This is a genomic window from candidate division WOR-3 bacterium, from assembly GCA_039801085.1.
Taxonomy (GTDB): domain Bacteria; phylum Hydrothermota; class Tepidihabitantia; order Tepidihabitantales; family Tepidihabitantaceae; genus JAOABP01.
Window position 1 is genome coordinate 620,755 of the sequence record JBDRTY010000001.1, and the last position, 26,358, is coordinate 647,112.

At 54.5% G+C, this 26,358-nt stretch carries 17 protein-coding genes, 1 other RNA gene and 1 pseudogene; 16 read left to right on the forward strand and 3 right to left on the reverse strand.

The features are described from left to right. The 6 genes and pseudogenes from ABIK48_02935 to ABIK48_02960 all read left to right on the forward strand — a co-directional run bounded on the left by ABIK48_02935 (position 1) and on the right by ABIK48_02960 (position 9,776). Positions 1-1,833, forward strand: coding sequence for an FAD-dependent oxidoreductase (locus ABIK48_02935; GenBank protein MEO0021111.1), 1,833 nt, complete (start codon positions 1-3; stop codon positions 1,831-1,833). Then, positions 1,826-3,319: a heterodisulfide reductase-related iron-sulfur binding cluster gene (locus ABIK48_02940; GenBank protein ID MEO0021112.1), complete on the forward strand. Its 1,494-nt coding sequence runs from the start codon at positions 1,826-1,828 to the stop codon at positions 3,317-3,319. The genes ABIK48_02935 and ABIK48_02940 overlap by 8 nt, the downstream gene beginning before the upstream one ends. Positions 3,320-3,331: 12 nt before the next feature. Then, a pseudogene (hdrA2, locus tag ABIK48_02945) lies at positions 3,332-5,722 on the forward strand (CoB-CoM heterodisulfide reductase HdrA2). Between the two features lie 537 nt (positions 5,723-6,259). Beyond that, positions 6,260-6,733 carry a hypothetical protein gene (locus ABIK48_02950; protein MEO0021113.1) on the forward strand — a complete coding sequence of 158 codons (474 nt, stop codon included), beginning with the start codon at positions 6,260-6,262 and terminating at the stop codon, positions 6,731-6,733. A 20-nt stretch (positions 6,734-6,753) separates the two neighbouring features. Next, positions 6,754-8,253 (forward strand): FlgD immunoglobulin-like domain containing protein, encoded by a 1,500-nt coding sequence (locus ABIK48_02955; GenBank protein ID MEO0021114.1) that lies wholly within the window; start codon positions 6,754-6,756, stop codon positions 8,251-8,253. Between the two features lie 5 nt (positions 8,254-8,258). Continuing rightward, on the forward strand, positions 8,259-9,776 hold the full coding sequence (locus ABIK48_02960; GenBank protein MEO0021115.1) for an exo-alpha-sialidase: 1,518 nt from the start codon (positions 8,259-8,261) through the stop codon (positions 9,774-9,776). A 3-nt stretch (positions 9,777-9,779) separates the two neighbouring features. On the opposite strand, the gene sucD is transcribed toward ABIK48_02960, so the two are convergent. Both sucD and sucC read right to left on the reverse strand, forming a co-directional pair. After that, a complete protein-coding gene (sucD, locus tag ABIK48_02965; protein MEO0021116.1) occupies positions 9,780-10,640 on the reverse strand; it encodes a succinate--CoA ligase subunit alpha in 861 nt (286 codons plus the stop codon). Next, a complete protein-coding gene (sucC, locus tag ABIK48_02970) occupies positions 10,637-11,776 on the reverse strand; it encodes an ADP-forming succinate--CoA ligase subunit beta (GenBank protein ID MEO0021117.1) in 1,140 nt (379 codons plus the stop codon). The genes sucD and sucC overlap by 4 nt, the downstream gene beginning before the upstream one ends. A 121-nt stretch (positions 11,777-11,897) precedes the next feature. Here sucC and dnaN point away from each other — a divergent pair, with 121 nt between their 5' ends. The 10 genes from dnaN (at position 11,898) to ABIK48_03020 (ending at position 22,437) form a co-directional block, all read left to right on the forward strand. Further along, the gene (dnaN, locus tag ABIK48_02975) at positions 11,898-12,992 is read left to right on the forward strand and encodes a DNA polymerase III subunit beta (protein MEO0021118.1); all 1,095 of its coding nucleotides are present in this window, start codon (positions 11,898-11,900) and stop codon (positions 12,990-12,992) included. A 44-nt stretch (positions 12,993-13,036) separates the two neighbouring features. Continuing rightward, positions 13,037-13,879: a hypothetical protein gene (locus tag ABIK48_02980; GenBank protein MEO0021119.1), complete on the forward strand. Its 843-nt coding sequence runs from the start codon at positions 13,037-13,039 to the stop codon at positions 13,877-13,879. A 156-nt stretch (positions 13,880-14,035) separates the two neighbouring features. Next, positions 14,036-15,397, forward strand: coding sequence for an NADP-specific glutamate dehydrogenase (gene gdhA, locus ABIK48_02985; GenBank protein ID MEO0021120.1), 1,362 nt, complete (start codon positions 14,036-14,038; stop codon positions 15,395-15,397). 74 nt (positions 15,398-15,471) lie between these two features. Next, positions 15,472-15,826: a transfer-messenger RNA gene (gene ssrA, locus ABIK48_02990) on the forward strand. Between the two features lie 18 nt (positions 15,827-15,844). Beyond that, on the forward strand, positions 15,845-17,575 hold the full coding sequence (locus ABIK48_02995; GenBank protein ID MEO0021121.1) for an ATP-binding protein: 1,731 nt from the start codon (positions 15,845-15,847) through the stop codon (positions 17,573-17,575). Further along, positions 17,572-18,915 carry a sigma-54 dependent transcriptional regulator gene (locus ABIK48_03000; protein MEO0021122.1) on the forward strand — a complete coding sequence of 448 codons (1,344 nt, stop codon included), beginning with the start codon at positions 17,572-17,574 and terminating at the stop codon, positions 18,913-18,915. The genes ABIK48_02995 and ABIK48_03000 overlap by 4 nt, the downstream gene beginning before the upstream one ends. 243 nt (positions 18,916-19,158) lie before the next feature. After that, positions 19,159-19,506, forward strand: coding sequence for a hypothetical protein (locus ABIK48_03005; protein MEO0021123.1), 348 nt, complete (start codon positions 19,159-19,161; stop codon positions 19,504-19,506). A 9-nt stretch (positions 19,507-19,515) separates the two neighbouring features. Next, the gene (locus tag ABIK48_03010) at positions 19,516-20,838 is read left to right on the forward strand and encodes a Glu/Leu/Phe/Val dehydrogenase (GenBank protein ID MEO0021124.1); all 1,323 of its coding nucleotides are present in this window, start codon (positions 19,516-19,518) and stop codon (positions 20,836-20,838) included. 105 nt (positions 20,839-20,943) lie between these two features. After that, on the forward strand, positions 20,944-21,483 hold the full coding sequence (locus tag ABIK48_03015) for a peptidoglycan DD-metalloendopeptidase family protein (protein MEO0021125.1): 540 nt from the start codon (positions 20,944-20,946) through the stop codon (positions 21,481-21,483). Between the two features lie 9 nt (positions 21,484-21,492). Continuing rightward, positions 21,493-22,437, forward strand: a complete 945-nt coding sequence (locus tag ABIK48_03020) for a hypothetical protein (protein ID MEO0021126.1) — start codon at positions 21,493-21,495, stop codon at positions 22,435-22,437. A gap of 43 nt (positions 22,438-22,480) precedes the next feature. On the opposite strand, the gene ABIK48_03025 is transcribed toward ABIK48_03020, so the two are convergent. After that, complete coding sequence (locus ABIK48_03025; GenBank protein ID MEO0021127.1) at positions 22,481-26,203, reverse strand: C25 family cysteine peptidase; 3,723 nt, start codon at positions 26,201-26,203, stop codon at positions 22,481-22,483. Positions 26,204-26,358: the final 155 nt, after the last annotated feature.

The following is a 26,358-nucleotide window of genomic DNA, read 5'->3' on the forward strand; positions in this document are numbered from 1 at the left end:
TTGAACATACTGTTGAATATCCCTCCCGATGGTGTCGGACTGAAAATTGAGGGCATTGACGACGAATTTCAATTAAAGCCGGTTGCTGATTCGCCCTGCCGGGTCGGCTGTCCTGCCGGTGTTAATGTCAAGGCGTATGTCGGACTGATCGCCCGGGGTAATTTTGAACGGGCGCTGGCGGTGGTGCGGGAAAGAAATCCCCTGCCCGGCATCTGCGGCCGGGTCTGCACCCATCCCTGTGAATCGGAGTGCCGGCGGAACGAGATTGATGAACCGGTGGCGATCCGTCAGCTCAAGCGGTTTATTGCCGATTATGCGCTCAGTTCCGCACCGGCGGTGCTGCCGGCAGAAACACCGCGACGGCGGGAAAGGGTTGCAATCGTTGGCGCCGGTCCGGCCGGTCTGACCGCCGCCAGTGATCTGCGCCGGCTCGGTTATCAGGTGACCATCTTTGAAGCACAGCACAAGCCGGGCGGGATGCTGGTCTGGGGAATTCCGCCCTTCCGCCTGCCGCGGAATGTGATTGAGGAGGAGATCAATTCGATTCTCAATCTGGGAATTGCTCTGGTGCTCAATACCCGGATTGAAAATCCGGCCCAGCTTCTTGACGAAGGCTTCGCTGCCGTATTCTTTGCCCCGGGCCATCAGCAGAGCGTCAGGCTGGGTCTGCCGTTTGAGGATGAGCTGGAGGGGATTGTTGACAGTTTGAAGTTTCTCCGTGAATCTTATGAAGGTGCGGTGCGCAATCTGCATGGTCGGGTGCTGGTGATCGGCGGCGGCGACTCCGCAATCGATTCTGCCCGGGTGGCAAAGCGGCTGGGGGCGCAGGAGGTGACGATTGTCTATCGCCGGACCCGTTCCGAGATGCCGGCAGCAGCGGAGGAGATAGAGGAGGCGGAGCGGGAAGGGGTCAGATTTGAGTTTCTGGTTCAGCCGGTGGGGCTGATGCACCGCGAACGGCGGTTGACCGGCCTGCGATGTGTGCGGTGCGAACTGGGAGAACCGGATGCTTCAGGCAGGCGCAGGCCAGTGCCGGTGCCGGGTTCGGAGTTTATCATTGATGCGGAGTGGGTGATCACCGCACTGGGGCAGAAACCGGCGCAGCCGGTCTCCGGATTTCCCGACCGTGTGTTTATCGGCGGTGACGCTGCGGGCGGAGCGGCGACGGTGATCAATGCGATTGCAAGTGGCCATGAGGGGGCAAGGCAGATTGATGCCTTGCTTACCGGTAGAAAAGAAGCGGTAACTGCCATCCGGGCGCCGGAGCTGGAGCTGGCACCGGTGGTTCTGACCGCGGTCCGGCTCAGCCGGTCGCAGGCAAGACTCCTGCCGGTTCATTCCCGGCGGGGATTTGAAGAGATTGAGGCACCATTCACCCCCGAGCAGGCGCTTCAGGAGGCATCCCGCTGTCTGCGCTGCGGTCCCTGTAATGAGTGTGTGCTCTGCAGTTACAACTGTCCCAAACATCAACTGCTGCTGCAGCTGGAGGATATGTCAAAACCGGTGATTATGCGGGTGCATGGTCTGGAAGGTATGTTTTTCACCGATACAGGACCACGGGGAATTGAGATTGAATTTTCCCAGCCGGGAAGGGTGGTTAGCGGTCTGGTTCAACCGCTGGTGGTCCACACCGACCCTTATCTCTGCCGGGCATGTGGCAGATGTCTTGAGATCTGTCCGCATCAGGCGCTGAAGACGGTAAAGTGGCAATCCGGAATTGAAGTAACTCAGGTTGATTATCAGCGGTGCCGGGGGTGCGGTACCTGTGTTACGGTCTGTCCCAGCGGCGCCCTGCAGTTGCCGACCCAAATTGTCCGGGCGGAAAATGGCTGATCTTACGAGCGCCGGCAGGAAACTGATCTTTGTCTGTTCCCGGGTGAATATTCCCGGTTTTGGAGGGCAGGAGCGGGTGACCGTCAAGCCGGTTTCCTGCATCGGTCAGGTTGGTGCCGGTGCAATTCTTGAGGCGCTGGCAGCAGGGATGGAGGGGGTGACACTGGTTGGGTGTCCGGATGGCAGCTGCCGGCACGAGAAAGGCACGGAGATCGCCCACACTCAGGTGAAGCTGGTTCAGGAGCTGCTCCGGCAACTCGGTTTTGCACCGGAACTGGTCCGGTTTATTTCCGGCGATCCGCTGACAGCGGTTGAGCCGGCTGCCGATTTCCGGCCGGTTCCGGCAGTGACGGAGGAGATTTCTGTGCCGCCAGCCGGCTTCGGTCCGGCAGATTTTGTCTGTCTGGACTGTGGCCGGTGTGCCGGAGTCTGTCCGGTTGCCCGCACCGGCATCGGGTTTTCGCCCCGCCGGCTGATTCAGCAGCAGCTCGAGGGGCAGGGCAGAGTTTCGACCCGGGCGCTCTATGCCTGTATCGGCTGTGACCTCTGTTCCACTGTCTGTCCTTCAGGCAGGAGTTTTGCCCGCACCGTTGAAAGATTGCGGGCGGTGGCATATGAGCACGGGTCAGCTCCAGTGCTGGCACACGGCGGGATTGTGCAGGCGCTCGGCAGAATTCAGGCACGTTCTGCGGTCCGGCAGCAGCGGCTTCTCTGGCTGAAACCGGAACTGCAGGTTGCGGATAAAGGGGAGACTGCGCTTTTTACCGGCTGTCTGCCCTATTTTCAGGTGCTGTTTGGCGATCTGGGAGTAAATCTGCTTCAGACCGCCAGTAATGCGATCGCCCTGCTGAATCAGGCGGGTGTCGTGCCGGTCCTGCTTCAGGATGAAGTCTGCTGTGGCCATGATCTTTTGTGGCTTGGAGATCGCCAGAATGCGCTCCGGCTTGCCCGGAAAAATGTTGAACTGCTGAAATCTGCCGGTGTCCGGCGGGTGGTATTTCTCTGTCCGGAATGCCTCCACACCTTCAGGGTTGAATATCCTGAGCTCGTGGGACCGACCGGGCTTGAGCTGTTGCACATCAGCGAATTTCTGGTCGCTGCCGGATGGAAACCACCGGAACGCGAAAAGGAATCTGTCAGCTGCAGGACCGTGACCTATCAGGATCCGTGCCGGCTTGGGCGACAGCTTGGTGTTTATGACGCCCCGCGTCAGCTGATTACCGGAATTTCCGGTATGAAACTGGTGGAGATGGCACACAGCCGGTCGCAGGCGCTGTGCTGTGGCGGGACGCAGTGGCTGGAATGCGGGGCGGCGGTGAGGCTGCTGCAGGAACGGCGGCTGGCAGAGGCACAGGCAACCGGTGCGGAGCTGCTCGTTACCGCCTGTCCGCGCTGTGATATTCACCTTGCCTGTGCCCGGCAGAGAAATGCAGAATCAGAAATTAAGATTCTAAATTTGATTGACCTGCTTAATTATGAAGGATAAAATAGAAAGGAGATGAATACACAGGTGAGCGAACCGCGGATTGGCGTGTTTGTCTGCCGTTGCGGCACCAACATCGCCGCCACCGTCAATGTTGAGCAGGTGGCAGAGTTTGCCCGGTCACTGCCCGGAGTGGTTTATGCCCAGACCGGGCTTTATGTCTGCTCCGAACCGGGGCAGAAGGAGATTCAGAAGGCGATTGCCGAACAGAATCTCAACCGGGTGGTGGTTGCCGCCTGCTCACCCCGGATGCACGAGCCGACCTTCCGTGCCTGTCTGGCACAGGCGGGAATGAATCCGTTTCTGCTGGAGATTGCCAATATCCGGGAGGGGTGTTCCTGGGTTCATTCAGCGGAGCCGGAGCGGGCGACGAAAAAGGCGTGTGACCTCGTGCGGATGGCGGTGGCAAAAGCCCGGTATCTGGCACCACTCAACGAGCGCCGTTTTCCACTCAAGGATGCGGTGCTGGTGGTAGGTGGTGGTGTTGCCGGGATTCAGGCAAGTCTGGATCTGGCGGATGCGGGCCATCAGGTTTATCTGGTGGAACGTTCGCCATCGCTGGGCGGTCTGATGGCACAGCTCCACAAGACCTATCCGACGATGGACTGTGCGATATGAATACTGGCGCCCAAGATGGCGGATGTCGGTCGACATCCCAGAATCAGACTCCTGACCCTGGCAGAGGTCACCGAAGTTGCCGGGCATGTTGGTAACTTTAAGGTAACGGTCAGACAGAAGGCACGGTTTGTCAACGAAAAGGAGTGCACCGCCTGCGGCGAGTGTGCCAAGGTCTGCCCGCAGCTGGTGCCGGATGAGTTCAATCTCGGGCTTTCACTCCGGCACGCAATCTACCAGCCATTTCCGCAGGCAATCCCTGCCGCCTATGTGCTCAATCCGGCTGATTGTCTGGGTTTGAATCCGATCGCCTGTGGCAAGTGCGCCCGTGCCTGTGACAAGAAATGTATCAACCTTGAGGATCAGGACCGGGAGCTGAAGTTTGAGGTCGGCGCGATCATCGTTGCCACCGGCATGGAGCCGTTTGACCCGTTTGACAAGGGTGACTTCGGCTATGGTAAATACACCAATGTCATTACCGCCATGGAGTTTGAACGGCTGGCATCCTCGGGCGGACCGACCGGTGGTGAACTGCTCCGCCTGAGCGACCGGCGCAAGCCTTCAAGCATCGCATTTATCCAGTGTGTCGGCTCCCGCTGTGCAGAGCAGGGCACGCCCTACTGCTCCAATATCTGCTGTATGAATACGATCAAGGATGCGCTGGTGCTCAAGGAGCATTACCCGGATATGGAGGTCAAGGTCTTCTATATTGACCTGCGGGCATTTGCCAAGGGTTTTGAGGAGATGCTCTGGCGCTCCAAGCGGCTCGGGGTGAAATACATCCGCGGCATTCCTGGCGAGGTGGAGGAGGATGGAAAGACCGGCAACCTCCGTCTGTATGTGGAAAATACCGAGACCGGAAAAATTGAAAATCACGAGGTGGAAATGGTGGTCTTGGCAACCGGGGTGCGACCGGCGAAGACAACCGAGGCGCTCAAACAGCTGCTTTCGCTCCAGCTTCATCCGGAGGGGTTCCTGCTCGAGGCACATCCCAAACTTCAGCCGGTGGATTCGCCGATCCGGGGTGTTTTCTATGCGGGCGGAGCAGAAGGTCCGAAGGACATCAAGGATTCGGTAACTCAGGCGAGTGCTGCAGCGGGCAGGGCAGCAAGACTGCTGGCACAGGGTACACTGGCGGCTGAACCCTATACCGTGGCGGTTGATCCCGCAAAGTGCCGGGCATGCGGTGCCTGTCTAAAAGTCTGCTCCTATCAGGCGTTTGAATGGGAAAAGGGCAAGCCGGCAAAGCCGATTGAGGCGGTCTGTGCGGGCTGTGGCACCTGTGCCGCGGAATGCCGTTTTGATGCGATTGAGGCGCATCAGTTCACCGATGAGCAGATAATGGCACAGATTGAGGCGGCGCTTGCCGAAGAGTCCGAGTCCAAGTCACTGGTTTTTGCCTGCCACTGGTGCTCCTTTGCAGCTGCCGACACCGCCGGTGTTGCCCGCGGTCAGTATCCGGCGCGTCAGGTGTTGATCCGGACGATGTGTTCGGGCAGGGTGGCGGAGGAATTTGTGCTCAAGGCGTTTGCCCTGGGTGCGCCGGTTGTGCTGGTCTCCGGCTGTCACTTTGCCGACTGTCATTATCTCAATGCCAACCGGCACACCCAGCGCCGGGTTGAACGGCTCTGGGATAAGCTGGAAGCCTGGGGAATCAGACCGGAAAGGCTCCAGCTGGAGTGGATTTCCGCAGCCCAGGGACAGCGGTTTGTCTATACGATGCAGGAACTGGAAAAACTACGCCAGACGGTAACGAAAGAGGAGATAGAAAAGACAATAACGATTCTCAAGAACCCGCCGCGGGTTGCCCCGCGTCCAGAGCCGAAAGAGCCGGGCGAGCAACCCTTCAGATGCCTCCGCTGCGGCAAAGAGTTCAAACTCAATTATATTCCGGGCAAACCGCAGGAACGCACCTGCCCGTTCTGCGAGAGCAACTCGGTGCGAATGATGGTTCACAAAGAAGCGCCGGTTTCGGTTCCGGCAAAATAGATGCAGCTTTCAGTCTGACTAAAAATTTTTTAATTTCATAACTTCAGTTTATGCGTGTTCGGAAGCGGCCTGGTTTGTCATTTAAGCAGCGCCGCATTGGGGATTATGTTATGAGAGTTAAGATATTCCCCATAAAGTTAGAGCCGGTTCGGGCGCCAGAATTCACAGATTTTTTTATTTTGATTAATTAACACATTGAATTTACATGAGTTGTAATTTCAGCCCGCTTCTGCACACCGGGCAGTATAGGGGAGGGTACCGCCAGTCCCGGATGCGGGTCAGGTGCCGGTTTTCCGATTTTTTGTTGACATTGCCGGGGTGTCAATTTATAGTTCATTTGTGAGATCGAAAGGAGGTTTGATGGTTCTGTGCAGGTTTGGCTTGATAGTGTGTATGCTGGTTCTGGCAGGGTGTGGCAGTAAAGATAGAGAAAGAAAAGGGACGCAGGTCAGTTCCGGCGCTTACAGTCATACCGAGTTGAGTGATGACCTGAGTGCCCTGCCGGCGCAGTTCCGGTATCCGAATGTTGTGGTGCTGGACTGCGGTGAGGACAGCAGTGAGTCCGGAGTTAAGCGGGACTTTGTGCTCAGAAGCAGTGATTCCTTTCCGCAGGTGGTGAATTTCTACAAGCAGGCGTTTGACGGGCTGATGAATTACGGGATCGGCGCAGCATATTCAGACCGGACCGCACGGTTTACCGCCGAAAGCGACGCCGGCAATGAGAAGCTGATGTGCTTTCTGGTGCGGGAGGGGACGGGGACACTGATCATCTTCATTCACGAACTGGATTTCCGCCAGCGGACAGAGGTATAGTGGCGGAAATGAACTGGATAATGAAATTTTTTCTGCTGTTTTTAAGTGCGGTTACCGGTGCTTCTGCCGGGTTCATTCCGTCGATCCGGGTTGACCATGAGTCCCGGGTTTCCCGGATGTGTTATAATTCTGCAATCGTGCTCGGTCCGGAGGATAGTTTCAGTCAGTCGGTTTATGTGGTGTTTGAGAATGATTCATTTGCCGGGAGTATAATTGTCCAGCAGGATATCTATTTTCAGCGGTCAACCGATGGGGGATTGACCTGGCTGAGTGAGGACCGGCTGGTGCGGCGTGGGGCACCGTTTGCCTGTTATCCGGATATTGCGGTTGACCGTTCAGGTTGTATTTACATCGTTTATACAGAAAGGACGGATAATACCGCCCATATCTGCTGTATCCGCTCAACTGATATGGGTGAGAGCTGGTCTGAGCCGGTGCGGGTTGATGATAATGGTGCCGGCGTGATGGCGGGCTGGGCAAGAGTTGCGGTGGACACCGGCGGAAACCTCTTCTGCGCCTGGAACGACCGGCGGCTGGGCAGGATGACAATATGGTCTGCTGTTTCAACTGACGGGGGCAGGAGCTGGTCAGCAGATGTGCGGGTGGATGATGATACGGTGCCGGGTGACTGTTTTCATACCGATGTGTTTGTTCAGCCGGGAACAAATCATTATCTCGTAACCGCAACTACGCCCTTCTGGGTACGGCCGGGCTATATCAATTCCAATGCCTCGTTTTTCCGTTCAACTGATCAGGGGAGGACATTTGAGCCTGGAGTGGTGATTGATACCTTTTCTGACTACTGCGGTCAACCCCATGTGGTAGCAGATGCCGGACATATAATCTGTGACTGGACCGGTTCTGGCGCCGGGATGGAGAACAGCCGGACCGAGGCGCGGGTGCTCTTTACCCCTGGTGACAGCTGGAGCATGCCGGTTGCAGTCAGTGAACTGGATACCCTTTATACCTCCTATTACAACGGCGGAAAACTGGCGATTGACCCCAATGGCAATGTTCATTGTGTGCTGATGCTCGCTGAGGTGACTAATTACAATTATGATATTTTTTACGCATTCAGCGATTGCCACGGACTTGTCTGGCAGGAACGGGAGCCGGTAAATGATGTCAAGGATGAAAATCAATGGGACCCGGATATTGCGGTTGACCGGAACGGCATAGCATATGTAGTCTGGCAGGACTGGAAAAATGGTCGGGGGGAAATCTGGTTTTCCACCAATCGGCAGACCGGGGTTGCAGAAAACCGGGCAGAAGACCGGCCGTTGGTGAGTATCACGCCCAATCCCTTCCGGGAACGGGTGGTGATTTTTGTCAATGGCACTCCGGCACAAAAGCCGGTTCTGGAAATTTTTGATCGGACCGGCAGGCGCATAAGGACACTGAGTATTACCGCTAATCAGGCGGTCTGGGACGGAATGGATGAATACGGTGTTCGGGTTGAAGCCGGAGCCTATTTCCTCTGTTATGGCGGTCATAAGAGCAGACTGGTGCTTGTGAGGTGAGGCCGATGCTGATAAATCATAATCGAATCTGGGGGGTGTTGGGTCTGATAATAGTCTCAGGAGTCAGTTTTGCCGAGTTCCTGCCGGCAGTCAGGGTTGATCAGGAGAATCGTCCGAATTATGCCTGTTATCATGCGGATGTTGCCGTGGGTCCGGTGATTGCCGGGACACCGGTGATCTATGTCGCATTTGAGGATGATTCGGTGCCCTTTACAGTTCAGCGGAGCGATATTGCGTTTCAGCGGTCAACCGATGGCGGCAGAACCTGGCTCAGTGAGAATATCATCATCCGGCGCGGTAACCGTTTTGCCTGTTATCCGGAGTTGGTGGTTGGCAGGGATGGAACAATCTATCTGATGTATATTGACCGGATTGACGGTTCAAGGGGGCATATTCATTTTGTCCGCTCCACTGATATGGGCGAAACCTGGTCAGACCCGGTACAGGTGGATGATAATACCGGCACAGTGCCGATCGGCTGGGTGAAACTGGCGCTGGACAGTTCTGAAAATATCTTCTGTTCCTGGACTGACCAGCGGAGCGCATATCTGCGGGTTTATGCTGATGTGTCAACCGATGGTGGCAGAACCTGGGGGCGTGATGTGCGGGTGGATGATGATACGGTTTCATTTAACTGTTATCCCCCGGATGTTTTTGTTCAGCCGGGCACAAATGACTATTTAGTAGTGGCTGATGCACCGGTGCGGGAAGGAAGCGGGATTGTGCTTCATTCCCATTTTTACCGTTCCACCGACCAGGGCAGGAGTTTCAGCCCGGGTTTTCAGCTGGATACCTTTTCGGGCTATTCACGAATGCCCCATGTGGTGGCGGATGAGCAGCATATAATTACCGATTATACCGGTAATGGCTATGTGAATCAGTGCAAGACACTGGCACGGACCTGGTATGCGGATGGTGACACCTGGGGCGAGCAGGTGCTGGTGACCGAACTGGATACGATTTACAGTTCATTTACTCAGGGGGCAAAACTGGCGATTGATCCGATTAGTGTTGTCCATACCGCATTGATGTTTGCCCACCGGGAAAGCACCATCTGGAACATTTATTATACTTACTCCACGGACCACGGCAGAACATGGGCACAGAGGGAGGCGGTGAGTCCAATGGCGATGGTTCAGCAGTGGGACCCAAGCATTGCTGTTGATCAGGACGGGACGGTTTGTATTGTGTGGCAGGATATGCGCGAAGGCAAGGCAGAAATCTGGTTTTCTACCAACCGCCTGACCTCAGTGACCGAATCGGACGCAAGTGCACCCGGATTAAAAATTGAGTGTATGCCCACAGTTTTTCGTTCAAGAAGTTACTTTAACATATCAGGTAAACTGGATGAAAATGCTATAGTTAAAATATATGACCTTTCAGGAAAGACTGTAAGAAGTTTGAGGATTTGTGAAGGCAGGGGATTCTGGGATGGGTGTGATGATGCCGGGAAAAGGTTGAATCCCGGTGTTTATATTGTGCGACTGGGTAATGTCACCAGTCGGGTAACCCTGCTGCCTTAAGCTTCAGAGTCTTGCCTTAAGCCGTTCTTCAAGCTCCTCCGGTTCGTAAATCACTTCTATCCCGGCAGCCTGAAATGCCCGAATCTTCTCAGCCGCAGTGCCGGAGCCGGCAGATATGATTGCACCGGCATGACCCATCCGCTTGTCCGGTGGTGCGGTCTGACCCGCAATAAACCCGAATACCGGCTTGGTGACATATGATTTGACAAATTCGGCTGCCCGCTCCTCATCCGAACCACCGATTTCGCCGACGATGACAATCGCCTCGGTCTCCGGATCATCCTGAAACAGTTTCAGACAGTCAATAAAACTGGTGCCGATGACCGGGTCGCCGCCGATGCCGACAACGGTGGACTGGCCGAATTCACCGGTATTGGCGGCGATTTCGTAAGTCAGGGTGCCGGAGCGGGAGACGACACCGACAACGCCGGGTTTGAATGCGGTAGCAGGCATGATGCCGATCTTTGCCTTGCCGGGGGAAATTACGCCCGGGCAGTTGGGTCCGACAATCCGGACACCCCGGCTCCGGGCGACCGCAATTGCCCTGATCGCATCCAGTGTCGGCACACCTTCGGTGACACAGACTACCAGTTTGACACCAGCAAAGACCGCTTCCAGCAGGGCGTCGCCGGCAAACTGGGCGGGGACGAAGATAATTGAGGCGTCAGCGCCGGTCGCCCGGACCGCCTGCTCCACCGAATCAAATACCGGCACTCCTTCCACCTCCTGTCCCGCCTTACCCGGGGTGACACCGGCAACCACCTGAGTGCCGTATTCTCTCATCATCTTCGTATGAAAGGCGCCGTCTCTGCCGGTGATTCCCTGGACGAGCAGACGGGTGTTGTTGTCAATCAGGATGCTCATCTTCCCTCCTTTGCCTTGGTAACCGCGAGCCGGACCGCCTCCGCCATGGTGGTGGCAAAGAGAATCGGGCTGTTTTCTAGGAGCGAACATGCGCGGTCGGCATTGGTGCCGACGAGCCGGGCGATGACCGGCACCCGGATATCCGCCTGCTGGCGGGCGAGGAGGAGTCCCTGAGCGATGTCATCACAGCGGGTGATTCCGCCAAAGATGTTCACCAGAATCGCCTTCACATTCGGATCGGACAGGATGATGCGCATCGCCAGTGCCATCTTATCCGGTGAAGAAGAGCCGCCGACATCCAGAAAGTTAGCCGGTTCGCCGCCGTAGCGCTTGATCAGATCCATCGTTGCCATCGCCAGACCGGCACCATTGACAACACAGCCGACATTGCCCGAAAGCTTGATATAGGAGAGCCCCGCCTTCTTGGCTTCCACCTCGGCCGGTTCTTCGCTTGACAAATCTCGCAAGGCTTCGTTTTCCGGGTGGCGAAACAGGGCGTTGTCGTCAAAGTTGATCTTGGCGTCCAGGGCGAGCAGATTGCCGTTGCCGGCAAGCACGAGCGGATTGATCTCCACCAGTGAGCAGTCACGGTCAATAAACAGGCGGAACAGTTTCTGGGCAATGGCAGTAAACTGTTGTGCCAGTTTAGTGTCCTTTAACATCATCATCCCGGCGTTGCGTGCCTGAAATGGCAGCAGGCCGAGCAGGGGATCAATTGGCGTTTTGATGATCTTTTCCGGATTTGTCTTTGCCACCTCCTCAATCTCTACCCCGCCGGCCGCCGATGCGAGCAAAACAGGTGCACGAACGGAGCGGTCAATGGTGATTCCGAGGTAGTATTCGCTCTGGATCGCAACCGCTTCGGAAACTAAGACCCGCCGGACCTTAAGTCCCCTGATCGACATATTCAGGATACCGGCGGCAACGGTTTCCACCTCTTCCGGTGTTGCCGCCTTTTTCACACCTCCTGCCTTGCCCCTGCCACCAACCAGCACCTGTGCCTTGAGTACGACCGGCAAACCGAGTTCTTCAGCAATGGTTCGGGCTTCCGCTGGTGTAGCCGCTGTTTTTTCCCGGGGGACCGGGATGGTGTAAGCAGCGAAAATCTCCTTTGCCTGATATTCGTGGATTTTCATACGGTGTCTAATTTAGATGCCGGCGGGTAAAAGTCAATGATTTTGGAGGTGCGGGAAAACTTGACTGTTAATTAATTCCCGGTAAAACTTTACCAATGATGGATTTTGAAAAGGAGGAGCAATGCGCTGTGCCTTGAACCGGGAGCTGCTGACTGAGGCGCTGGGAACAGTAGTTTCGATTGTGCCCAGCCGTTCCACCTATCCAATATTCAACAATATCCTCCTGGAAATTGAGCAGGGCCGGCTGGCAATTACCGGAACTGATGGTGACAATGTGGTGCGTCAGGAGGTGAAACTCGAAGGCAAGAGTGAGAATGGAAGTGCGCTGGTTGATGGCAGAAGGCTGACAGAGCTGGTGCGGATGAGCAATGCCGAGACGATAACTCTGAAGACAGCCGAGACCAAGATTGCATTCGAATCGGGCAAAATGAAGGCAGAGCTGGTGCAGCTGGCACCGGAACAGTTTCCGGAACTGCCGAAACTGCCTCAGGAGATTCAGTTTGAATTTCCACTGGCAACGCTGTTTGAGATGTATGACATCTGCAGTTTTGCGGTCTCCCGGGATGATTCCCGTCCGGTGATGACCGCGATCAACTGGGAGGTGGGAAAGAGCGAATCCCGGATGGTGGCAACCGATGCGATCCGGCTGGCGTTTGTTTCCCGGAAGGTGAAGGTTCCGGTAAAGACAAAACTGCTGCTTGTGCCCAAGGCGGTGAATATTCTGCCCCGCGGGGAAGAGAAGGTTCAGGTCTATGCGGATCAGAAGATGGTCGGATTCAGACTGGAGAATACCATCTTGATTTCCCGCACAATCGAAGGTCCGTATCCGGATTATGAGCGGGTGATCCCGAAGAATATGCCGGCGAAGGCGGTGGTCAGCCGGGAGGCGCTGGTGGGTGCATTGCGCCGGGCAATGGTCATGGCACATCCGGTCAGCAAGCAGATCAGCATCGAGTTCACTGCCAAGAGCATGATTATCAGGGCGAGATGTGAGGAGACCGGTGATAGTGAAGAGGAACTGGATTGCAGTTACAAGGGGGATGAACTGACCGTCGGATTTAACGGCGGTTTTCTGCTGGATATTCTGAACCATATCGGCACCGAGGAATTGACGATTGAGCTGTCAACTCCGATGTCGCCGGTAATGCTCAAGCCGGTATCAGAAGAGCAGAACGGGGAAGAGCTGTTCATTATGATGCCGGTGCGGCTGGATTAGTCAGTCCGGTTTGCGGTTATTGTAACAAAAGGAGGGAGGTCGGCATGAAAGGAAAAACTGATTACCGGAAAAGTTTAGTTCCGGTCCTGATCGGTCTGGGGGGGATGGTGTTAGTTTCAGTGCTGATTGTCGGATGCCAACAGCACGACCCGAACTATTCCGAGCCGATGATCAATGGCTACCTTTACCGCGGTGAGTACTATAACTATGCGGTCGAATATGAACGGTATGTTGAGGTGTTTGACCCCAAGGGGTTGAGGATGGTGCCGGTGGTCAGGCTGAATAATGAGGAGCTGAAGCCCTATTATTACACCTGGACGAAGTACGGTTATGGAGACAGCATGCATTTTGCGGATAATCAGTCTTATGAGCTGGAGGTAATTCATTATTTTGGCAGGGCGGGTGCAAGAGTGACAATGCCGGGCAACTTTACTGTTGTCACACCCCCTGAAGGCTATATTCTGGATCTGGATTCCACGCTTAATATTCAGTGGACCAGATCTGCCGGTGCGGAATGGTACTGGGTGGAGATCGATGTCGATTATGACTACCGGGATACGCTCGGAGAGGAGGACAACTTCAGTCTCCGGCTGGATACAATGCTGCAGGATACCTCGCTGGTACTGCCGCCGGAACGGATCTTCCCGGGATACATTCTTGATGTTTACGAGGGTGATGCCTGCGTGATGGTCTGGTCTGGCAACGGACCGGCGATTGAGCCCGGTGACCGGGGCAATATCACTGGTGCCGGCTTCGGGTTCTTTAATGCGATCAACGAACCGCGCGAAAAGTATTTCTTTGTCGGAGCACCGATTGCCACCCGGCGCTGTCCGGACGGCAAGATTTTGCGGTCGAATATGCTCCAGCGGTTGAAATCTCGAATATGACTGGGGAATAATTTACCAGCAAAAGGGGAAATTTTTACCATCCAACCTGCAACTGTTGACCAGCGAAGCTGATTTAATATAATCTTCATCGGCATTTTAATTAATGCCGGTTAAATAAAAGGTAAATACAATAAAATAAAAAAGGAGGATTAACCAATGTCGCACGCAGGCGTTCAGGAGTTCATGGAATACATTAGGAAAAAGAACCCGGGTGAGCCTGAATTTCATCAGGCAGTGGAAGAGGTCGTAACCTCACTCTGGGATTTTCTCGATAAGAATCCGAAGTACCGTAAGGCAAAGATTCTTGAACGGATTTGTGAACCCGAACGGGTGATAATTTTCCGGGTGCCCTGGGTTGATGACAAAGGGGAGATTCAGGTAAACCGTGGTTACCGGGTGGAGATGAATTCCGCCATCGGTCCCTACAAGGGCGGTCTGCGTTTTCACCCGACAGTATATCTCGGATTACTGAAGTTCCTTGCCTTTGAGCAGGTGTTTAAGAATTCCCTCACGACACTGCCGATGGGGGGCGGTAAAGGTGGTTCGGACTTTGACCCCAAGGGCAAGTCGGATAATGAGGTGATGCATTTCTGCCAGAGCTTCATGAATGAGCTTTTCCGGCATATCGGCCCCGATACCGATGTTCCGGCTGGAGATATCGGTGTCGGTACTCGGGAAATCGGCTATCTTTTTGGCCAGTACAAGCGGCTGCGCAACGAGTTTACCGGTGTGCTGACCGGAAAGGGATTGAATTGGGGTGGCAGTCTGATCCGGCCCGAGGCGACCGGCTATGGTGCGGTATACTTTGCCGCCGAAATGCTGGCAACCCGTGGCGAGACCCTGGCGGGGAAAATCTGTCTGGTATCCGGTTCCGGTAATGTTGCCCAGTATACTGTCGAGAAGCTCCTGCAGCTGGGAGCAAAGCCGGTAACGCTTTCTGATTCCAATGGCTATATCTATGATGAGGCGGGAATTACTCAGGAGAAGCTGGAGTTTGTCAAGGAATTGAAAAATGTCCGCCGCGGAAGAATCAAGGAGTACGCAGAGCGGTTCAAGGGTGTAGTATATACTCCGGTAGATCCGAAACTGGATTACAATCCGCTCTGGAACCACAAGGCGCACTGCGCATTTCCGAGTGCTACCCAGAACGAAATTAACGGCAAGGATGCTCAGAATCTGATCCGGAACGGTGTCTATCTGGTGGCTGAGGGTGCGAATATGCCTTCCACGCCGGAGGCAATTGATGTCTTTCTGGAGCACAAGATTCTTTACGGTCCGGGGAAGGCAGCGAATGCAGGTGGTGTTGCTACTTCCGGACTGGAAATGTCGCAGAACAGTCTGCGACTTTCCTGGAGCCGTGAAGAGGTCGATCGGCGCCTGCAGGGGATCATGAAGGCGATTCACGAGCAGTGTGTGATTTACGGCAAAGAAGGGAATTATGTGAATTATGTTCGCGGTGCGAACATCGCCGGCTTTATCAAAGTTGCCGATGCGATGCTTGATCAGGGAGTGGTTTAGAAGTAGCAGTTGATATTGACATAACCTGTAAACCGGTTAGAATATAAAGCGCTGGTAGCTCTCAGGGCATAGTCGGGGGCGAATGGCTTCGACGGAGTGCCTGAGGGGCTCAGGGGCATAGCGAGGCTCCTCTGTTGCCTCGTTAATACTAACAGAGGAACTACAGCTGCCAATAGCAGCTACGCACTGGCTGCCTAAAAAGGGCAGTCCCTGGACCGGCGAGTTTCACCCGGCGCCGGCTCCGGGTCTAATAGGGTGATCAAGACCGAACTTGTGTCTCAGGGGTTTGGTTGGATTACAAACTGAGGCTGGTCTGTCACCGCCTGTCAGTCGGCTAAGTGCCAGATGAGATGAAAATGACTGACTAACTATGTAGAACCTGGGCTCTGAACGCTTCGGACGCGGGTTCAATTCCCGCCGCCTCCATAACCGGAAACTTACAAATTGATGGTCAATCATTCACCGCGAACACCAAGACGACGGGGCTATAGCCGGAAACTTGCCGAAGAGTTTTGTGCGTTATCCCGACGGATCCTGCGGGAGGCGAATTCGGGTGTTGCCCGGGACGAATTTACGAGAATGGTATTGAGTGAGTTCATTGAGTTTTCTGGCTGCGATGAGGTGGAAATGCGGGTAAATGAAGGGTCGCGATATTATCGCGGAGTTTTAAAAACCGGACCGGATGGAAAATTCAAATTCAGACTGAAAACAAAGGAATGTTCGCAAGCGCAGGAGGTTTTTCTGGGAGACGAATCAGAAGATCCCGATGTTACGATGATGTTCCAGAAGCTGGCTACGGGCGACTGTGATCCAAAGCAGCCGGGGTTTACAACTAATGGAGCTTTTCTGATAACCGACTGTTCCCACCCTGTCCGATTCGAGGGCCGGGAGATAAATATCCGGACCATGTATCAGTCCTTGGCGATTTTGCCGTTTACTATTGCTGATAACAGTCACGGTCTGATAATTCTTAAGAGCTGTCAGCCCGGTTTTTTCCGGGAGCTGGAGGTCGAGTTTTATCAGGGTGTTGCTCAGAGTCTGGGAGTCGCTTTTGCCGACCGGCGTGCTCAGGCGGCCTTACGGGAGCGGGTTAAGGAACTTACCTGTCTTTACGAGCTGGACCGGGTTCTGAGCCGGGAGGAAGGGGAGCTCGGTGAAATCATGAGAGCAGCAGTGAAAAAGCTGCCCCCCGCCTGGCTGCATTCAGATATCGCCGCTGCCTGTATTGAACTGGATGGCATGAGGTATGAGACCCCCGGTTTTGAGAACGCTGTGCACCGGCAGTCGGCAGTCATCAGCGTTCATGGTATTCACCGGGGCAGAGTTGAAGTGGTTTACCGTGAACCCCGGCCAGTCTTGGATGAGGGCCCTTTCCTGAAGGAGGAGCGGAACCTGATTGAAGCGGTTGCGGGCGAGATCGGACGGTTTATTGAGCGCTGGGAAGCCAAACAGGAGAAAAAAAAGCTGGAACAGCAGCTGCGTCATGCCGACCGGCTGGCGACCATCGGTCAGCTGGCAGCAGGAATTGCCCACGAATTAAACGAGCCTTTAGCCAGCATTCTCGGTTTTTCCCAGTTGCTGCAGAAGATGCCGGATCTGCCGGAGCAGGCAGTAAGAGACCTCGAGCGGATTGTCAAGGCTACATTGCATGCCCGCGGAGTTATTAGTAAACTGATGTTTTTTGCCCGTCCGCGTCCGCCCCAGCAGATGTCCATCTCAGTGAATCAGCTGATTACTGAAAGCATGTATTTTGTCCAGAGCCGCTGTGCGAAGGCCGGGGTGCAGGTTGTATATGACCTCGCGCCTGATTTGCCGATGATTAATGCTGACCCGACTCAACTGCAGCAGGTAGTTATTAATCTTGCAGTGAATGCGATTCAAGCGATGCCTGGAGGGGGAACACTGACTCTGGCAACGAGGAAAAAAGATGGATTTATTGCGTTGATTGTTGAGGATACCGGTATCGGCATGAGTGAAGAGGTTAAGGCTCAGATATTCCTGCCCTTTTTCACGACAAAACCGGCTGGTGAGGGGACCGGTCTCGGACTGTCGGTTGTTCATGGTATTATCACTGCCCATGGCGGGCGAATAAATGTTGAATCTGTTCCTGGAAAAGGCAGCCGGTTTGAGGTGCTCCTGCCGCTTAACGGTCCCAGAGAGTCTCAGGAGGGTAGATGAGAAAAGATTACGAGGCGACGATACTCGTGGTCGATGACAATGTCGAAACGCTCGAAGTACTGGAACGCAATCTGAAAGCTGCCAATTATCAGGTCAAAACCGCTGTGAATGTTGCTGATGCGGTGAAGCTGCTGGAGAATGAGCAGTTTGATGTCGTGGTCACCGATATGAAAATGCCCGGGGCATCAGGATTGGATTTGATAAAATATGTGCGGGAAAATTTGAGTGATACCGAGGTGATGGTGATTACCGGTTATGCAACGGTGGAAAGTGCGGTTCAGGCGGTGAAGATTGGCGCTGAGGAGTATTTACCCAAGCCCTTCACCGACGAGGAACTGTTGAATGCGGTAAGAAGGGTGCTGGAAAAACTCAGAATGCGGCGGGCAGCTGAAGCTAGCAGAATTGCAATTCAGAAGGTTTATCCCGGGCTTCTGGGTGAATCGCCAGCGATGAAAAAAGTGTTCAATGCAATCGAGCGGGCAGCACAGGTATCGGCAACGGTGTTGATTACCGGCGAAAGCGGTACTGGCAAGGAGTTGGTGGCGCGAGCAATCCATTATGCGAGCAAGAGGGCATCAGCTCCGTTTGTGCCGGTTAACTGCGGTGGTATTCCCGAGACTCTGCTGGAGAGTGAGCTGTTCGGTTATGTTAAAGGGGCTTTTACCGGCGCCACTGAGACCCGTGCGGGATTTTTTCAGACCGCAGAAGGCGGCTCAATATTCCTGGATGAAATCAGCGAGACCAGTCCGTCGATGCAGGTAAAACTGCTGCGTGTGCTTCAGGATAAAGAGGTTAGGATGCTGGGAGACTCCCGCGCTTACCGGGTTGATGTGCGAATAATGGCAGCTACCAACAAGGATTTACTGGCGTTGGTTCAGAAGGGCGCGTTCCGTGAGGATCTGTTCTTCCGCCTGAATGTGCTGAATATTTCCGTTCCGCCGCTCCGGGAAAGGGGTGAGGATATCTTCCTGCTGGCACGCTACTTCGTTGAGAAGTTTGCCCGGGAGATGGGGCGTTCAGTCCCGCATTTTACAGATAAGGCACTTGATGCGTTGCGCCGTTACGAGTGGCCCGGTAATGTCCGGGAGCTGGAAAATCTGATTCAGCGGCTCCTAGTTATGGTTGATGGGGACAAGATCGATATCACCGATCTGCCATCACATATGCGGTTTTCAGTTGCTGCCAGAGTTGACCTGAGCCGGACTTTAAAGGAAGTAGAGTGTGAATATATCCTGCAGGTCCTTAAAAGCGTCGGCGGTAATTTAACCCGGGCTGCCCAGATTCTCGGGATTGACCGCAAAACCCTTAGAAATAAACTGAAAGGCAGCACGCCCGCATAAAATATTCAGACCGGGGAAAAATTACCCTGCGGGTATTTTTACCCCGAATTTGATTCTGAAATTAAACCATTGAAAATTTATTTTAATTCGAACCCGCATCGTTATCCCACTGTTAAATAATAGCTTACATCAATATGCGAATTTAACAATTTTCTGAGCGTCTCCGGCATACATCGTGCATATTAATAAAGTGCGATTATGGATTAAGCAGTGGAACTGAAACTTAAAAAAGGAGGAACAATTATGGCAGTATCCACTAAGGTTGCCAAAAAGGCTTTAAAAAAGAGGCAGTTAACAGCACAAAAAATCAGGAAGACTGAGGATGAGGTTCAAGGTTTATGTATAACCTGCAACCATGCAGTGGCATGTGTCTTTCGCCGGCACAACAGTAAACCGGTTCTGTTCTGCGAGGAGTTTGATTCCAGTGTGCCGACAGTTGAAGAGTCGATTACGGCAGAGTCGTATCCTACTGCGGAAGCGATCCGGGAATGGGAAGAGTTCAAGGGGTTATGTGTGAACTGTGAAAATCGCACCGATTGTGTGATTCGCAACCGCGAAATCGGTGTCTGGCACTGTGAAGAATATCGCTAAGGAGGACGGATGGCAGTAAGTACACGAAGTTCAGTCCGTATTAAACCGGTGTCAAAGCCGGTCACTCCCGAAAAGAAACGCCGCAGTGTTTATGAAGATGTAGTCAGTCAGTTCAACCGTGCGGCGGATATCATGAATCTCGATTCCGGCGTCCGGAAGATACTGGGAACGACCATGAACGAAGTGGTGGTCCATTTTCCCGTGAAGATGGATGACGGGCGGATTGAGGTGTTTACCGGTTATCGAGTCCAGCACAACAACGCACTTGGTCCGTTTAAGGGCGGATTGAGATACCATCCGGCAGTGGATATTGATGAGGTGCGGGCGCTGGCAACTTGGATGACCTGGAAATCGGCGATTGTCAATATTCCTTTTGGCGGTGCCAAGGGCGGGATCCAGCTGGATCCGACAAATTATTCCATGGCTGAGCTGGAGCGGATTACCCGGCGGTTCACCTATGCGCTGGGTAATACGATTGGTCCCGATTATGACATACCTGCACCCGATGTCAATACCAATCCCCAAATTATGGCGTGGATTCTTGATACCTATCAGTCGATGATGCCCGCCTTTGAGCGGCACCGCTGTCTGGGTGTCGTTACCGGCAAGCCGATTGAATCCGGTGGCAGTGTCGGTCGGGACAAGGCAACCGGTCAGGGTGTGGTTTTTCTGATCCGTGAGTGGGCAAAGGACCACAATTTTGATCTCAAGCAGGCGACCTATACCGTTCAGGGGTTTGGCAATGTCGGTTCGTGGTCAGCCCGGCTGATGAAACCGCTGGGAGCAAAACTGATTGCGGTTGAGGATGTTACCGGTGCGATTGGCAATCCGGACGGCATTGATCCGGAAGATTTGACCCGGTATGTGCTTGAGAACCGTGGTGTCAAGGGGTACCCGGGAGCAAAGCCGATTTCGCATATTGAATTTCTCCGCACCCGGGCTGACATCTTCATTCCCGCAGCGCTGGAAAATCAGATTACCGCAGAAACCGCGCCACTGCTTAATGTCCGGCTGGTGGCGGAAGGTGCTAACGGACCGACCGATCCGGATGGAGATGCAATCCTTGGCCAGCGGGGTATTGATGTGCTGCCCGATATTCTCTGCAATTCCGGTGGCGTGATCGTCAGTTACTTCGAATGGCTGCAGAATAAGCGGAGTGAATTCTGGGATCTTCAGGAGGTTGACTGCAAGCTGTACAAGAAGATTGTTGGGGGTTACCAGCGGGTAAAGGAGGCGGTCAGCAAGTACCGGGTTAACTGGCGGACCGCGGCGTATATCGTCGCGCTGGCACGACTGGAAAAGGTATACAAGGAAAGGGGTATTTTCCCGTAATACCCTTTGCCCGATCATTTTAGGGAACGGTGCGTCCGGGGTTTTCCCGGACGCACGCTTTTTGAGTCGGGTTGACTTGCGATTAGAATGTTATACAAGGAATAAATGCAGTTCTCGTGCCAGATTGTGTGTGCAGTTATGACTGGTGTGCTCCTTAATTGTGGCTCATTGTACACCACCCAGCCCCGTTTCAGCCGGGGTCGAGCGGTCGTCAGGAAGAGACCGGTTGCACCATCTGCACCGTCACCGGTAAGACATCCGATGGATGTCTACAAGGGCAGGCTTGCCTGGCCTGTGTCCGGAACGGTGATCTCCGGATTTGGCGTGCAGGTGGAGCCGAAATACGGCACCAGGGTGAAAAATTCCGGGATTGACATCAGCTGTGCGAAGGGCAGTCCGGTGCGGGCGGTCTGGGAAGGCACGGTCTCCTATGCGGATGTGTTCATGGGGCAGGGGCTGATGGTGATTTTAGAACATGGTGGCGGTTATTACACGGTTTACAGCCGGCTGAGTGAGATCAGGGTGAAGCCGGGGGCGAGAATAAAAAAGGGCGAAGTTCTGGGGTTTAGCGGTGAGGTACTGCATTTTGAGTTCCGGATCGGCGGCAAGGCGGTTGATCCCCAGGACTGGCTGGAAAAGAGGTAGGGGATGACAGTGGAGTTTTTTGGGGAGAGAATTATTGATTTAAATTTTTCACCGCCGAACTGCCTGATCAGCTATCTGGGTGCGGTGACTGCCCTCCTGCGCAACCGGGGAATCAAGTGTGATCTGACCGATGTTGCCGGGATGAGCGGTTATGCCTTTATCATCAATATCCATCCAGAGCTGCTGCCGACCGGACCGGTGGCATTTGACTGGGAGGTGCTGATCGAGGGGACGCGGGCACTGGGGATTGAGGTTGAGCTGGTAGCAGTGGCAAGGGGAGATAATGACGAAGCCAATTTTACCGAGCTGTTTCAGCGGGTACGCGAAGAGATTGAGGCGGGGCGTCCCTGTATTGTCTGGGGTGCGGGCGACGGACCCCAGTTTGGTCTGGTCACGGGTTACCGGCAGGATCGCTATGTTGTTACCGGTGCGAAAGGGAAGAGGGAGGAGATCAACTATGACCAGTTAAAGGCGGTCTGGCGGATTGCAGCTATATTCGCGGGGGAGCGTTTTGAGCCTGAATACCGGCGGGAGGAGCGCAAGGCGGTGGTGCGGGCGGTGCGACTGCTGCACGGCACCGTTGCCTGCTTTGATGCGGAATACTTTTCCGGTGTCCGTGCCTTTTCTGCCTGGGGTGATGCGGTGGCGCGGGGCAGGGCTGATTATGAGGGGCTGATTTACAATCTGCTCTGCTATTATGAGCTCCAGCTGCTGGCAGCCGGGTTCTGCGTCCGGCTGGCAAAAAAACATCCGCAGGCAGCACCTGATCTGAAGAATGCGGCGCACTGCTTTCAGAACTCATTTCACAACTTGGAGCAGGCGGGAAAGCTTGCCTCCAGTCCCGCGGAAGTCAGGCAGAATTCGGAACCGATCGCAAGACTGCTGCGGGCATGCGGGGAACAGAATGAGCAGGCAGCAGGGGAGCTGGAGCGGGCGTTCGGGCTGATGGAATAAAAAAGGCGGGTCAGGTGACCCGCCTCGGGATGTTTCTCCTCTTTTAACGGTTCAGCACCGTTTTGACCTTGACTGAGGTTTCCGGAGTTGTGAGTCGGATGAAATAGATACCGCTGGCAACTCTGCTGCCGTTGTCGTCGGTGCCATTCCAGCTGGCGGTATAGGTGCCAGCTTTCATTCTGCCGTTAACCAGTGTCCGCACAATTCTGCCACTGGCATCAAACACCCTGAGCTCGGCGCTGCCGTCCTGAGGAATCTGGTAACGGATTACCGTCGTGCGTCGGAACAGACTGGGGGCAACCGCGAGAATTCTGCCATCTTTAAGCAGGGTTGCGCCATAATCTTCGGCTATGCCGGTTGGATTGTCGGATGAGAATTTGATTGCATGGCCCGGAACCCAGGGTGAGGCACCGCGGTGATAGGTGCCGTCAAACAGCATCTGGATGTATTTCGTCTTGGTGTGGTCCTGAATGCCGACGGTGGCAGAACTGCCGGCGCGGTTGGCGGTCAGATACTGAATGACAAACTTGGAGTTGCCGTCCTCGGCCGCATAAGTGGTATCATAGAGGATGATTTCAAACTTTTCCCACTCTGAGCTGCTGAAATAGTGGACCGAATCCCATTCAATGATGAACCGGTGGTTGGCGGCATCGTGATAATACCAGACGCTGTCGCCATAGGGTGGATACAAGTCGTCCCAGTTGGCGGCGATCAGTGGTGGCATCTCGGTATTCGGCAGGGCGGTGTTGGACCAGGTGCTGACCGTGGTATAACCCGGTGCGATCCAGCCGTTGGAGCAGATTGAGATCTGGTTATAGGACTGGCCGTAGAAGATGAAGGGACCGAATGCGGGTGGCAGACTGATCTGCACGGTCTGGTCATCAGTGAGCGACAGTCTCGTGCCGATGCCGTAGATTTCCACCCATTCAAAGGTCGGATGTTCAGGATAAAGGATGTCCACCTCATCGTAAGCCCAGTAGAGTGGCGGTTCGGAGTTGTCCGGAACCGGGTCAACCTGCCGGATTTCGCCGACGATGATTGTGAATGCGGCGGTGCTGGCGTAGCCGTTGTCTGCCGAGATGCAAAGTGTGCAGGGGATCGGGGTTTCGGGCAGGATTGCGCTGGAGGCGTAGACAGTGAAGTGGTCGCTGAAGTTGGTGGCACTGGCGCCAGCCGGGATATTGCCATAGACCGCTTCCGAATCGGTGACGCTCATTCTCGGATCACCGGAGCGCAGGAGTGCCCGGACATTATAGGCGTTGCCCAGTCCGGAGTTGCTGAGTGTTATTTCCAGATCCGCGGTTTCGTTCGGGTCCAGTCGGCCGTTTGGCTGGGAACCGGTTGAGTCCTTGACCACATGGTTGACAAAGACGATGCTCGGTGCGCCCACATACAGTGTGAAAAGCGATATCCAGGTGGAGTCCAGCGCATCCTTGCAGACCAGTGAGCAGTTGATCGGATAGCGGTTGGGCAGACCTGAGGCAACGGTCATGGCAAAGCCTTGGGCGTTGAATGCGGAGTCATTGCCGGCAATGTTGCCGAAAGCCTTAACTGAATCGGTGATCGTGACACCGGCGGTATGAGTGCGCAGTCGGGCGGTAACACTGTTAGCAGTCAGACTGCCGTAATTTTTGACCCACATCGGAATCCGGAACGATTCGCCCGGGTTGATGATGCTGTCGCCATTGCCACCCGGCGGTGCATCGTTGATGTAATGCCGGAGATAGGAAACATATCTGCCGGAGGACATCACAACGATGGAGTCAAGATAGGGGATATTACTGGCACCGCTGATTGCGAGCTTGAGAAAGCCCGGAGTCAGACAGGAGACGAGCAGGGTTACCTGTCCGGAGGCGTTGGTCCAGCCGCGGACAAATGTTTCATTCGGTTTCTGGAGCACAACCATCGCCGATTCCACCGGAGCAAAGCCCGGAGTCTGGACGGTGATCGTAACCGGGATGTTGTTGCCGATGTTGATGGCACCGGGTTTTGAGACCACGGGCACAAACGGCCGGGCGCGCCAGATCGGAGTTGCCGGTTCGCCAAACAGGTTGCGCTCCATAATCTCCATCCGGTATTTCTGGGAATCAAGAATTACCGGCACCCAGTAGTTTCTGCCATAGGAAATCATCTCGCCCTGATAAATCTTGCGGGCGGTGCGGAATCCCAGAAAGCCGTAGCCGATCGCATAGTTCAGCTTCTCCGCAACATTCACCCAGCCGGACTCGTAGTTCATCATGACACCGATGAAGCCATTGGGTGCGTGGTTGAACATGTTTTCGGCGATGCAGTCGCCATTCGTTGATCCCAGATCCCACTGGCCGACATTACACGAGACCGCGGTAATGCAGTTGAGCCGGTTGGTATTGGTGAGGTTGATCATCATCTGGCTGGTAACACTTCCGTTCAGGTCATAAAGGTCGGGGGAGCCGTGGGCAATCACCGAGTTGAAGGTGTAGCCGGAGTTGAGCGAATCACAGTAGCGCTGGGGTGTCGGCTGGACCTGGCCGTTCCCGGAGTAATACATTTTCAGGTCAAACCAGGGCGGGGTGGGCGAGGCATTGGCGATCGAGTCGTTGTAATTGTCTGAGAAGGTGACACCGTTGGGCAGAAGGATTTTATTCCACCAGCCGCCGGTTGTATCCGGTGCGGTCTCGTAGCGGATAATCTTGCTCCGGACATTGGCGATCTCACTGAACTGATTCAGGGTCATCATGCCGACATGGACATCGGCATAACCGTCAACCGAATCGGCGAGCTCACCGAAAATGTTATTGTTGTTCCGGTCCCAGGTGCCATCCAGATCCGAGAAATACATATCGGAGAAGAAGTCATAGCCATAGGAGCGGGCAACCCGGTAGTAGTTTGCCGGATAGTCAGGACGGGCGATGAAGACAAAGATTGTGCCCCAGGTGGTGTCCGCATCCTTGATGAAGTTGCGCATCTTTTCCGCATTGTCCCGTCCCGGATAGGTGGCGCAGATGGACTCCAGAATGACAATCTTTGAGCGCCAGCCGAGCCGGGTGCGCCAGTCCCGCAGCCAGACCAGCGAGTCGGCAAACTGCTGACTGGTCATGATGACATGCTCGTAATTGCCGGGCTCAAGGAACCGGGAACCGAAACTGCCGGTTCGCTTCGGCGGGGCAAAACGGTCAACATCCTCAGGATTGAGCACCAGGTGCTTTACCTGATCGCCGAACATCTTCAGCTGCATTTCGGTGTATGCCGGGGTGTGATGCCGGCCGGTTTCATAATTGAGCCGGACGGTGATTTCTGAGACGAGATACAGTCTGCCTTCAACCGGATTGTAGCGGACCGGATAGATGAGAAAACTGGCAATCCGGTAACCGGACATACTGCCGACATGGGCGAAGCGGGCAGGGTTTTCAGGCCAGATTTTGTTCTGGCTGTAGACGAGCGGATCCGGAGGCACGAACGGTTTCGGCTCGTAGTTCTTCTTCCAGGGGATCGGATGCTGAGCGGGCAGGACCTTGTAAGTGCCGGGAAGTGCCTCTTCCTTGAACGATACGATTTCCAGACCGGTGACTTCGGCGTCTGCCGGAATTGCCACCTGATAGGGCAGGCAGGGCAGATCCGGTTCGCCCAGATTGCTGATATGGGCGGACATGCCGAAGTCCACGGTGGTATAGCCGTCCTGACTGCCGAGCTGGACCGCAGCTGCCGGATACTCAAAGCTCCGGGTGAAGCTGGCGCCCAGGGCAATGGTCAGGCAGGCAGAGAGCGTCAGAAATACAAGACGCTTCACTTGACCTCCTTTTTGCTCTGACAGCGTTTTTTTCTGTGTCATAAAGCAGGCCCGAGCCTGGTTCAAACTGACACAATATAAAATTATCACCCGGCAGGCACCGATGTCAACAATTAATTTCATTTGACTGGGCAACTTTTGCCGGCAGAATTATC

Coding starts and splice junctions, on each gene's coding strand:
- ABIK48_02995 (MEO0021121.1), top strand. CDS start 15,845: ATGGTCAATCATTCACCGCGAACACCAAGACGACGGGGCTATAGCCGG.
- ABIK48_02960 (MEO0021115.1), top strand. CDS start 8,259: ATGCTGATAAATCATAATCGAATCTGGGGGGTGTTGGGTCTGATAATA.
- ABIK48_03010 (MEO0021124.1), top strand. CDS start 19,516: ATGGCAGTAAGTACACGAAGTTCAGTCCGTATTAAACCGGTGTCAAAG.
- ABIK48_02980 (MEO0021119.1), top strand. CDS start 13,037: ATGAAAGGAAAAACTGATTACCGGAAAAGTTTAGTTCCGGTCCTGATC.
- ABIK48_03005 (MEO0021123.1), top strand. CDS start 19,159: ATGGCAGTATCCACTAAGGTTGCCAAAAAGGCTTTAAAAAAGAGGCAG.
- ABIK48_03000 (MEO0021122.1), top strand. CDS start 17,572: ATGAGAAAAGATTACGAGGCGACGATACTCGTGGTCGATGACAATGTC.
- dnaN (MEO0021118.1), top strand. CDS start 11,898: ATGCGCTGTGCCTTGAACCGGGAGCTGCTGACTGAGGCGCTGGGAACA.
- sucD (MEO0021116.1), bottom strand. CDS start 10,640: ATGAGCATCCTGATTGACAACAACACCCGTCTGCTCGTCCAGGGAATC.
- gdhA (MEO0021120.1), top strand. CDS start 14,036: ATGTCGCACGCAGGCGTTCAGGAGTTCATGGAATACATTAGGAAAAAG.
- sucC (MEO0021117.1), bottom strand. CDS start 11,776: ATGAAAATCCACGAATATCAGGCAAAGGAGATTTTCGCTGCTTACACC.
- ABIK48_02955 (MEO0021114.1), top strand. CDS start 6,754: ATGAAATTTTTTCTGCTGTTTTTAAGTGCGGTTACCGGTGCTTCTGCC.
- ABIK48_03015 (MEO0021125.1), top strand. CDS start 20,944: ATGCAGTTCTCGTGCCAGATTGTGTGTGCAGTTATGACTGGTGTGCTC.
- ABIK48_02940 (MEO0021112.1), top strand. CDS start 1,826: ATGGCTGATCTTACGAGCGCCGGCAGGAAACTGATCTTTGTCTGTTCC.